The following is a 9,646-nucleotide window of genomic DNA, read 5'->3' as shown; positions in this document are numbered from 1 at the left end:
CCTTTAGACTGCGCATCAGTAATATGGCGCTCTGCCCACTGGTCCAGTAACCACATACAACACTCCAGTGATGAACAAAAAGAGTACAGATATTGTAGGTAAGTGGGGATATGACGGATATAAAAAAACCCGCCGAGGCGGGTTTTTTTACGTTACTACAGATTACTCTGCAGCAGCTTCTGTTTTCTCTGAACGATCAACCAGCTCGATGTATGCCATCGGCGCGTTGTCGCCTGCACGGAAGCCACACTTCAGAATGCGAGTGTAACCACCGGCGCGGCTCGCGAAACGCGGGCCCAGTTCGTTAAACAGTTTTGCCACGATCTCGTTATCACGAGTGCGGGCGAATGCCAGACGACGATTAGCTACGCTATCAGTCTTGGCAAGAGTAATCAGCGGCTCAACTACGCGACGCAGCTCTTTCGCTTTCGGCAGAGTCGTCTTGATGATTTCATGACGAACCAGTGAACCTGCCATATTGCGGAACATAGCCTGGCGATGGCTGCTGTTGCGGTTCAGTTGACGACCACTCTTACGATGGCGCATGACCTTATCCTTCTCAGTAAAACCTTAACCTGTGATCCGGTTACTCGTCAGCGATGCTTGCCGGTGGCCAGTTTTCCAGGCGCATGCCCAGAGACAGTCCACGGGAAGCCAGCACGTCTTTAATCTCAGTAAGAGATTTTTTACCAAGGTTAGGCGTCTTAAGAAGCTCAACCTCAGTACGCTGTACCAGATCACCGATATAGTGGATAGCTTCTGCTTTGAGGCAGTTAGCAGAGCGGACAGTCAATTCCAGATCGTCAACAGGGCGCAGCAGGATCGGATCGAATTCTGGTTTCTCTTCTTTAACTTCCGGCTGACGTACATCACGTAAGTCAACGAAAGCTTCAAGTTGTTCAGCCAGAATGGTTGCCGCACGACGAATCGCCTCTTCAGGATCGATTGTGCCATTGGTTTCCATTTCGATGACCAGCTTGTCCAGGTCGGTACGCTGTTCTACACGCGCTGCTTCAACATTGTAGGCAATACGCTCTACAGGGCTGTAGCATGCGTCGACCAGCAGACGGCCGATTGGGCGCTCATCTTCTTCCGAATGAATTCGGGTAGAAGCCGGCACATAACCACGACCGCGCTGAACTTTGATACGCATGCTAATAGATGCATTCTCATCGGTCAGGTGGCAGATCACGTGCTGTGGCTTGACGATTTCGACATCACCATCATGGGTAATGTCGGCTGCAGTCACAGGGCCAATGCCAGATTTATTCAAGGTAAGAATAACGTCATCTTTACCCTGAACTCTCACCGCCAGCCCTTTCAGGTTGAGCAGGATTTCCAGGATATCTTCCTGAACGCCTTCTTTGGTGCTGTACTCATGTAGTACACCATCAATCTCAACCTCGGTCACCGCGCAACCCGGCATCGATGAGAGCAGAATACGGCGCAGTGCGTTACCCAAAGTATGGCCAAAGCCACGCTCTAAAGGCTCAAGGGTCACCTTGGCGTGCGTCGAACTCACTTGCTCGATATCTACCAGGCGCGGTTTTAGAAACTCTGTCACAGAACCCTGCATTGTGTCCTCTCTTTGGTACTAAGCTTTACTTGGAGTAAAGCTCGACGATCAGGTGTTCGTTAATGTCCGCAGACAGATCAGAACGCTCCGGCTTACGCTTGAACGTACCTTCCATCTTGCCAGCATCAACTTCCAGCCAGGTTGGCTTTTCACGCTGCTCAGCCAGCTCCAGAGCGGCTTTCACGCGAGACTGCTTCTTCGCTTTCTCACGAATGCTAACAACGTCATTCGGACTAACCTGATAAGAAGCGATGTTAACAACACGACCGTTTACCATAATTGCTTTATGGCTGACCAGCTGACGTGCTTCTGCACGAGTGGCACCGAAGCCCATACGGTATACAACGTTGTCCAGACGACCTTCCAGCAGACCCAACAGGTTTTCACCGGTGTTGCCTTTCAGACGTGCTGCTTCTTTGTAGTAGTTACGGAACTGACGCTCCAGCACACCGTAGATACGGCGAACTTTTTGCTTTTCACGCAACTGCACACCATAGTCAGACAGACGCGGTTTACGCGCACCGTGCTGGCCAGGAGCTTGTTCAATTTTACACTTGGTATCGATCGCGCGAACGCCAGACTTAAGGAATAAGTCAGTGCCCTCACGACGGCTCAGCTTGAGCTTAGGACCCAAATATCTTGCCATTTTCTTTCTCCAACAATCCTAGAAACGACAGCGTTATACGCGACGTTTTTTCGGCGGACGACAACCGTTATGAGGGATCGGAGTCACATCAGTAATATTAGTGATGCGGAAACCAGCGGCGTTCAGAGCACGAACAGTAGATTCGCGACCTGGACCCGGTCCTTTGACCATAACTTCCAGATTCTTGATACCGTATTCTTTTACGGCTTCAGCGCAACGCTCTGCTGCAACCTGAGCTGCAAACGGAGTGGATTTGCGAGAACCACGGAAACCGGAACCACCGGCTGTTGCCCAACCCAGTGCGTTACCCTGACGATCAGTAATGGTAACGATGGTGTTGTTAAAAGAAGCATGGATATGAGCCACGCCGTCAGAGACTTGTTTTCTTACACGTTTACGTGCACGAATTGGTGCCTTTGCCATTATTCAATCACCCCGATTATTTCTTGATCGGTTTGCGCGGACCCTTACGGGTACGTGCGTTGGTCTTGGTACGCTGACCGCGAACCGGGAGACCACGACGATGACGCAAACCGCGATAGCAACCAAGGTCCATAAGGCGCTTGATGCTCATGCTAACTTCACGGCGCAGATCACCTTCAACGACAAATTTGGCAACTTCGTCACGCAGCGTGTCGATTTGTTCTTCAGACAGCTCACTGATCTTAACATCTTCAGCGATACCCGCGGCAGCCAGAATGGCTTTAGAACGGGTCTTGCCGACGCCGTAGATCGAAGTTAATGCGATCACAGCATGTTTCTGATCAGGAATGTTAATGCCTGCTATACGGGCCACTATGCACTCCTACTATTTAATATGTACGCACCATGCTGAAAAGCCCGTTTTCAGGATACTCAAATGGAAACGCACAGACATACAAAAGATTGGCTGGCTAATCTAGCCAGCTCAACCCAACTTTGCAAGAAAAATATGCGAATAAATCAGCCTTGGCGCTGTTTATGCTTCGGCTCGGCACTGCAAATCACACGGATGACACCATCACGCTTAACGATTTTGCAGTTACGGCATAATTTCTTGACGGAAGCACGAACTTTCATTTTTACTCTCCGTAACTTCTCGGGCGACTGTTAACGGCCGTAGCCTTTCAGATTCGCCTTCTTCAATGCAGACTCGTACTGACTTGACATCATCAGAGTTTGCACTTGAGCCATAAAGTCCATAATCACGACAACAACGATAAGCAGTGAGGTCCCACCGAAGTAGAACGGTACTTTCATTGCATCACGCATGAACTCCGGGATCAGGCAGATAAAGGTAATGTAGAGCGCACCAACCAGAGTCAGGCGGGTCATTACTTTATCGATATACTTCGCCGTTTGCTCTCCCGGACGAATTCCTGGTACAAATGCACCGGACTTCTTCAGGTTATCTGCTGTTTCACGCGGGTTGAAAACCAACGCCGTGTAGAAGAAACAGAAGAATATGATTGCAGACGCATAGAGTAACACATAAAGCGGTTGCCCAGGCTGCAAATACAGCGAAATTGTTGTCAGCCAGTTCCAACCAGTCCCGCCCCCGAACCATGACGCGATGGTCGCTGGGAACAGAATAATACTGGAAGCGAAGATTGCCGGGATTACCCCCGCCATATTCACTTTCAGCGGTAAATGTGTGCTCTGTGCAGCATAGACACGACGACCTTGCTGACGTTTCGCGTAGTTTACCACAATGCGGCGTTGACCACGCTCAACAAATACAACAAAGAACGTCACTGCAAATACTAATACTGCAACCAACAGCAACACGAGGAAGTGCAGGTCGCCTTGACGCGCTTGCTCGATAGTATGGGCAATGGCTGGCGGCAGTCCCGCGACAATACCGGCGAAGATAATGATTGAGATACCGTTGCCGATACCACGTTCAGTAATCTGTTCGCCCAACCACATCAGGAACATCGTCCCTGTAACCAGACTTACAACAGCGGTGAAATAGAATGCAAAGCCTGGATTCATTACCAGGCCCTGCATACCAGGCATATTCGGCAGACCGGTAGCAATACCGATCGACTGGAATATTGCCAGCACCAGAGTACCGTAGCGGGTGTACTGGCTGATCTTACGACGACCAGACTCCCCTTCTTTCTTAATTTCTGCCAGCGTTGGATGAACCACCGTCAGCAGCTGGATAATAATCGACGCCGAAATATACGGCATGATCCCCAGAGCAAAGATAGAAGCACGGCTGAGGGCACCACCAGAGAACATGTTAAACATTTCAATGATGGTGCCTCGCTGTTGCTCAAGCAGTTTGGCAAGTACAGCGGCATCAATACCAGGGATCGGAATGAAAGAGCCAATACGGAACACAATCAGCGCGCCGATTACAAACAGCAGTCTGCGTTTCAGCTCGCCTAAGCCACCTTTGGCACTTTGAAAATCTAATCCCGGTTGTTTAGCCATCTGCTACTTATTCCTCGATTTTACCGCCAGCAGCTTCGATAGCAGCACGAGCGCCTTTAGTAACACGCAGGCCACGAACAGTTACCGGAGTAGTGACTTCACCAGCCAGAATCACTTTCGCGAACTCGATCTGGATACCGATAATGTTAGCTGCTTTCAGCGTGTTCAGGTCTACAACACCGCCTTCAACTTTAGCCAGGTCAGACAGACGAACTTCGGCTGTAATCGCTGCTTTACGTGAAGTGAAGCCGAATTTCGGCAGACGACGGTACAGAGGCATCTGACCACCCTCGAAACCGCGACGTACGCCACCGCCAGAACGAGACTTCTGACCTTTGTGACCACGACCACCGGTTTTACCGAGGCCAGAACCGATACCACGACCCAGGCGGCGAGCCGCTTTTTTAGAGCCTTCGGCCGGAGACAGAGTATTTAAACGCATCTCTTACTCCTCAACTTTAACCATGAAGGAAACCGCGTTGACCATACCACGAACAGCAGGAGTATCCTCGCGCTCTACGGTGTGACCAATACGACGCAGACCCAGGCCAAGCAGCGTTGCCTTATGTTTCGGCAGACGACCGATTGCACTGCGGGTTTGAGTAATTTTAATAGTCTTTGCCATGGTTTATTTCCCCAGAATTTCTTCAACGGATTTACCACGCTTGGCAGCGACCATTTCCGGAGATTTCATATTTTCCAGGCCATCGATAGTTGCACGAACCACGTTAATCGGGTTAGTAGAACCATACGCTTTAGCCAGAACGTTACGAACTCCAGCGACTTCCAGAACGGCGCGCATTGCACCACCGGCGATGATACCGGTACCTTCGGAAGCCGGCTGCATGAATACACGAGAACCCGTGTGAGTACCCTTAACCGGGTGCTGCAGGGTGCCGTGGTTCAGCGCGACGTTAATCATATTGCGACGGGCTTTTTCCATCGCTTTCTGGATCGCTGCTGGAACTTCACGCGCTTTACCGTAACCAAAACCAACGCGACCGTTACCATCACCAACTACAGTCAGAGCTGTGAAGGAGAAAATACGACCACCTTTAACGGTTTTAGATACGCGGTTAACCGCGATCAGCTTTTCCTGCAGTTCGCCAGCTTGTTTTTCGATGTGAGCCATCTTACACCTCTACCTTAGAACTGAAGGCCAGCTTCACGGGCAGCATCTGCCAGTGCCTGGACACGACCATGATATTGGAACCCGGAACGGTCAAAAGAAACATCTTTGATGCCTTTTTCCAGAGCGCGTTCAGCAACAGCTTTACCTACAGCTGCAGCAGCGTCTTTGTTACCGGTGTACTTCAATTGTTCAGCGATAGCTTTTTCTACAGTAGAAGCAGCTACCAGAACTTCAGAACCGTTCGGTGCAATTACCTGTGCGTAAATATGACGCGGGGTACGATGTACCACCAGGCGAGTTGCGCCCAGCTCCTGGAGCTTGCGGCGTGCGCGGGTCGCACGACGGATACGAGCAGATTTCTTATCCATAGTGTTACCTTACTTCTTCTTAGCCTCTTTGGTACGCACGACTTCGTCGGCGTAACGAACACCCTTGCCTTTATAAGGCTCAGGACGACGGTAGGCGCGCAGATCTGCTGCAACCTGACCGATCAGCTGTTTATCAGCGCCTTTCAGCACGATTTCAGTCTGAGACGGACATTCTGCAGTAATACCCGCAGGCAGCTGATGGTCAACAGGGTGAGAGAAACCTAAAGCCAGGTTTACTACATTCCCTTTAACCGCTGCACGATAACCTACACCAACCAGCTGTAGCTTCTTAGTGAAGCCTTCGGTAACACCGACAACCATTGCATTCAGCAGGGCACGCGCGGTACCAGCCTGAGCCCATCCATCTGCGTAACCATCACGCGGACCGAAGGTCAGTGCATTATCTGCATGATTTACTGCAACAGCATCGTTGAGAGTACGAGTCAGCTCGCCGTTTTTACCTTTGATCGTAATAACCTGACCGTTGATTTTCACATCAACGCCGGCAGGAATAACGACCGGTGCTTTAGCAACACGAGACATTTTTTCCTCCGATTAGGCTACGTAGCAGATAATTTCGCCACCAAGACCAGCCTGGCGCGCTGCACGATCAGTCATAACACCTTTAGAGGTAGAAACAACTGCGATACCCATGCCAGCCATAACTTTCGGCAGCTCGTCTTTACGCTTATAAATGCGCAGACCTGGGCGACTGACACGCTGAATGCTTTCTACAACAGCTTTACCCTGGAAATACTTAAGAGTAAGTTCCAGTTCCGGCTTGGTGTCGCCTTCAACTTTAAAATCTTCAATAAAACCTTCTTCCTTCAGCACGTTGGCAATTGCCACTTTCAGCTTGGAGGAAGGCATGGTGACCGCAGCTTTATTCGCGGCCTGACCGTTACGGATACGGGTCAGCATATCCGCGATCGGATCTTGCATGCTCATCTGTCTTTACTCCCGTGATTCAATTGGTAATTACCAGCTAGCCTTTTTCAAGCCTGGTACTTCACCGCGCATAGCGGCTTCACGCAGTTTGATACGGCTCAACCCGAACTTGCCCACATAGCCATGCGGACGACCTGTTTGACGGCAGCGGTTACGCTGACGGGACGGGCTGGAATCACGCGGCAGAGACTGCAGCTTGAGAACTGCGTTCCAACGATCTTCGTCGGTCGCGTTCACATCAGAGATAATAGCTTTCAGTTCAGCGCGTTTTGCGAAGTACTTATCAGCTAAAGCTACGCGCTTTACTTCGCGTGCTTTCATTGATTGCTTAGCCATTCAGTAACCCTACCTTACTTGCGGAACGGGAAGTCAAAGGCAGCCAGCAGAGCACGGCCTTCTTCATCAGATTTCGCAGTAGTGGTAATGGTAATATCCAAACCACGCACGCGGTCGACTTTATCGTAGTCGATTTCTGGGAAGATGATCTGCTCACGGACACCCATGCTGTAGTTACCACGACCGTCGAAAGACTTAGCGGACAAGCCACGGAAGTCACGGATACGTGGAACAGCAATAGTGATCAGGCGCTCAAAGAACTCCCACATGCGTTCGCCACGCAGAGTTACTTTACAGCCGATCGGATAGCCCTGACGGATTTTGAAGCCTGCAACTGATTTGCGTGCTTTGGTGATCAGCGGTTTTTGACCGGAGATTGCTGTCAGGTCAGCTGCTGCGTTATCCAGCAGTTTCTTGTCAGCGATCGCTTCACCAACACCCATGTTCAGGGTGATCTTCTCGACCCGAGGGACTTGCATGACAGAATTGTAGTTAAACTCAGTCATGAGTTTAGCGACTACTTCGTCTTTGTAGTAATCATGCAGTTTCGCCATCGTACTACTCCAAATTACTTGATAGTTTCGCTGTTAGATTTAAAGAAACGGACTTTTTTGCCGTCTTCGAATCTAAAGCCTACACGGTCAGCCTTGCCGGTTGCCGCGTTGAAGATAGCAAGGTTAGAGATCTGAATAGCTGCTTCTTTCTCTACAATGCCGCCTGGTTGGTTCAGGGCCGGAACCGGCTTCTGATGTTTCTTAACCAGGTTGATACCTTCAACAATGACCTTGCCGGAAGACAGGACATTCTTAACTTTACCGCGTTTACCTTTATCTTTACCGGTTAACACGATAACTTCGTCATCACGACGGATCTTCGCTGCCATGATTCGCTCCTTAGAGTACTTCTGGTGCCAGAGAGATAATTTTCATGAACTTCTCGTTACGAAGTTCACGAGTTACCGGCCCAAAAATACGCGTACCGATAGGTTGCTCGCTGTTATTGTTTAAAATAACGCATGCATTACCATCGAAGCGAATGACAGAACCGTCCGGGCGACGAACACCCTTCTTGGTGCGCACCACTACCGCCTTCAGCACATCACCTTTTTTGACCTTACCACGCGGAATTGCTTCCTTGATGGTGATCTTGATGATATCGCCGACGCCTGCGTAGCGACGGTGCGAGCCACCCAGAACCTTGATACACATTACGCGACGTGCACCGGAGTTGTCGGCGACGTTCAGCATAGTCTGTTCTTGGATCATTTTAGTGCTCCGCTAATGTCAACTACTACTGAGACCCGAAAATCAGGTCGTTAAAAAAGCCCCATATCGGGGGCGCGGCATTATAACACCGCTTCAACGATATGGGTAGAAAAAATAAACGGCTCATCGCTGAGCCGTTTATTCGTTGAGAATGCCTACTGTATTACAGAACGGCTTTCTCTACAACGCGAACCAGCGTCCAGGACTTAGTCTTGGACAGCGGACGGCATTCGCGGATTTCAACCACGTCACCAGTACCGCATTCGTTGTTCTCGTCATGTACGTGCAGTTTGGTCGTACGCTTAATGAATTTACCGTAGATCGGGTGTTTCACAAAACGTTCGATAGCAACAACGATGGATTTCTCCATTTTATCGCTAACAACGCGACCTTGCAGAGTACGGATTTTATCGGTCATTACGCACCCGCCTTCTCAGTCAGTAAAGTCTTAACGCGTGCGACATCACGACGCACTTGCTTCAACAGGTGAGACTGTTGCAGCTGGCCACTTGCAGCCTGCATACGCAGGTTGAACTGCTCACGCAGCAGATTCAGCAGCTCGGTGTTCAGCTCTTCAACACTCTTCTCACGCAGCTCTTTTGCTTTCATTACATCACCGTCTTAGTTACAAAGGTGGTTTTAATCGGCAGTTTCGCTGCTGCCAGCTTGAATGCTTCACGGGCCAGCTCTTCCGGTACGCCGTCCATTTCATACAGGACTTTACCCGGCTGAATCAAGGCAACCCAATACTCCACGTTACCTTTACCTTTACCCATACGCACTGCCAGCGGCTTTTCAGTGATCGGTTTGTCCGGGAATACACGGATCCAGATCTTACCTTGACGCTTAACTGCACGGGTCATAGCACGACGTGCTGCTTCGATCTGACGGGCAGTCAGACGACCACGGCCAACAGCTTTCAGACCGAAGCTGCCGAAGCTAACATCCGTACCC

The 9,646-nt window shown here is 50.2% G+C and carries 20 protein-coding genes; all 20 read right to left on the bottom strand.

Features of this window, described 5'->3' with window-relative positions; genetic code table 11:
* Nucleotides 1-162: 162 nt before the first annotated feature.
* Entirely contained in the window at nt 163-546 is a 384-nt protein-coding gene (gene rplQ / locus KQJ19_RS20225; protein WP_001216370.1) for a 50S ribosomal protein L17, read from the bottom strand.
* 40 nt (nt 547-586) lie between these two features.
* Nucleotides 587-1,576 (bottom strand): DNA-directed RNA polymerase subunit alpha, encoded by a 990-nt coding sequence (rpoA, locus tag KQJ19_RS20220; RefSeq protein WP_003031139.1) that lies wholly within the window; start codon nt 1,574-1,576, stop codon nt 587-589.
* Nucleotides 1,577-1,601: 25 nt separating this feature from the next.
* Nucleotides 1,602-2,222 carry a 30S ribosomal protein S4 gene (gene rpsD / locus KQJ19_RS20215; RefSeq protein ID WP_003031138.1) on the bottom strand — a complete coding sequence of 207 codons (621 nt, stop codon included), beginning with the start codon at nt 2,220-2,222 and terminating at the stop codon, nt 1,602-1,604.
* Between the two features lie 33 nt (nt 2,223-2,255).
* Nucleotides 2,256-2,645 (bottom strand): 30S ribosomal protein S11, encoded by a 390-nt coding sequence (gene rpsK / locus KQJ19_RS20210; RefSeq protein WP_003031137.1) that lies wholly within the window; start codon nt 2,643-2,645, stop codon nt 2,256-2,258.
* A gap of 16 nt (nt 2,646-2,661) precedes the next feature.
* Complete coding sequence (gene rpsM, locus KQJ19_RS20205; RefSeq protein WP_003031135.1) at nt 2,662-3,018, bottom strand: 30S ribosomal protein S13; 357 nt, start codon at nt 3,016-3,018, stop codon at nt 2,662-2,664.
* Nucleotides 3,019-3,164: 146 nt separating this feature from the next.
* Nucleotides 3,165-3,281 carry a 50S ribosomal protein L36 gene (rpmJ, locus tag KQJ19_RS20200; RefSeq protein WP_000868187.1) on the bottom strand — a complete coding sequence of 39 codons (117 nt, stop codon included), beginning with the start codon at nt 3,279-3,281 and terminating at the stop codon, nt 3,165-3,167.
* A 30-nt stretch (nt 3,282-3,311) separates the two neighbouring features.
* The gene (secY, locus tag KQJ19_RS20195; RefSeq protein WP_001118864.1) at nt 3,312-4,643 is read right to left on the bottom strand and encodes a preprotein translocase subunit SecY; all 1,332 of its coding nucleotides are present in this window, start codon (nt 4,641-4,643) and stop codon (nt 3,312-3,314) included.
* Between the two features lie 7 nt (nt 4,644-4,650).
* Nucleotides 4,651-5,085: a 50S ribosomal protein L15 gene (rplO, locus tag KQJ19_RS20190; RefSeq protein ID WP_003031132.1), complete on the bottom strand. Its 435-nt coding sequence runs from the start codon at nt 5,083-5,085 to the stop codon at nt 4,651-4,653.
* Nucleotides 5,086-5,088: 3 nt separating this feature from the next.
* Nucleotides 5,089-5,268: a 50S ribosomal protein L30 gene (gene rpmD / locus KQJ19_RS20185; RefSeq protein ID WP_001140434.1), complete on the bottom strand. Its 180-nt coding sequence runs from the start codon at nt 5,266-5,268 to the stop codon at nt 5,089-5,091.
* A 3-nt stretch (nt 5,269-5,271) separates the two neighbouring features.
* The gene (rpsE, locus tag KQJ19_RS20180) at nt 5,272-5,775 is read right to left on the bottom strand and encodes a 30S ribosomal protein S5 (RefSeq protein ID WP_003031131.1); all 504 of its coding nucleotides are present in this window, start codon (nt 5,773-5,775) and stop codon (nt 5,272-5,274) included.
* Nucleotides 5,776-5,789: 14 nt separating this feature from the next.
* Entirely contained in the window at nt 5,790-6,143 is a 354-nt protein-coding gene (rplR, locus tag KQJ19_RS20175; RefSeq protein ID WP_000358960.1) for a 50S ribosomal protein L18, read from the bottom strand.
* A gap of 9 nt (nt 6,144-6,152) precedes the next feature.
* Complete coding sequence (rplF, locus tag KQJ19_RS20170; protein ID WP_003031129.1) at nt 6,153-6,686, bottom strand: 50S ribosomal protein L6; 534 nt, start codon at nt 6,684-6,686, stop codon at nt 6,153-6,155.
* 12 nt (nt 6,687-6,698) lie between these two features.
* Nucleotides 6,699-7,091 carry a 30S ribosomal protein S8 gene (gene rpsH, locus KQJ19_RS20165; RefSeq protein ID WP_003031127.1) on the bottom strand — a complete coding sequence of 131 codons (393 nt, stop codon included), beginning with the start codon at nt 7,089-7,091 and terminating at the stop codon, nt 6,699-6,701.
* A 30-nt stretch (nt 7,092-7,121) separates the two neighbouring features.
* Nucleotides 7,122-7,427, bottom strand: coding sequence for a 30S ribosomal protein S14 (gene rpsN / locus KQJ19_RS20160; RefSeq protein ID WP_003031125.1), 306 nt, complete (start codon nt 7,425-7,427; stop codon nt 7,122-7,124).
* A 14-nt stretch (nt 7,428-7,441) separates the two neighbouring features.
* Complete coding sequence (gene rplE, locus KQJ19_RS20155; protein WP_003031123.1) at nt 7,442-7,981, bottom strand: 50S ribosomal protein L5; 540 nt, start codon at nt 7,979-7,981, stop codon at nt 7,442-7,444.
* A 14-nt stretch (nt 7,982-7,995) separates the two neighbouring features.
* Entirely contained in the window at nt 7,996-8,310 is a 315-nt protein-coding gene (gene rplX, locus KQJ19_RS20150) for a 50S ribosomal protein L24 (protein ID WP_003031122.1), read from the bottom strand.
* 10 nt (nt 8,311-8,320) lie between these two features.
* Complete coding sequence (gene rplN, locus KQJ19_RS20145; RefSeq protein WP_000613954.1) at nt 8,321-8,692, bottom strand: 50S ribosomal protein L14; 372 nt, start codon at nt 8,690-8,692, stop codon at nt 8,321-8,323.
* A 163-nt stretch (nt 8,693-8,855) separates the two neighbouring features.
* Nucleotides 8,856-9,110: a 30S ribosomal protein S17 gene (gene rpsQ / locus KQJ19_RS20140; RefSeq protein ID WP_003031120.1), complete on the bottom strand. Its 255-nt coding sequence runs from the start codon at nt 9,108-9,110 to the stop codon at nt 8,856-8,858.
* Nucleotides 9,110-9,301, bottom strand: coding sequence for a 50S ribosomal protein L29 (rpmC, locus tag KQJ19_RS20135; protein WP_000644742.1), 192 nt, complete (start codon nt 9,299-9,301; stop codon nt 9,110-9,112). The genes rpsQ and rpmC overlap by 1 nt, the downstream gene beginning before the upstream one ends.
* Nucleotides 9,301-9,646, bottom strand: a 346-nt coding sequence (gene rplP, locus KQJ19_RS20130) for a 50S ribosomal protein L16 (protein WP_216404049.1), incomplete at its 5' end; no start/stop codon positions are given. The genes rplP and rpmC, both read right to left, overlap by 1 nt.

Source organism: Citrobacter sp. S46_ASV_140, assembly GCF_018919545.1.
GTDB lineage: Bacteria > Pseudomonadota > Gammaproteobacteria > Enterobacterales > Enterobacteriaceae > Citrobacter > Citrobacter braakii.
The sequence above is the reverse complement of the archived record's forward strand: the minus strand, read 5'-3'. Positions and strand labels throughout refer to the sequence as shown.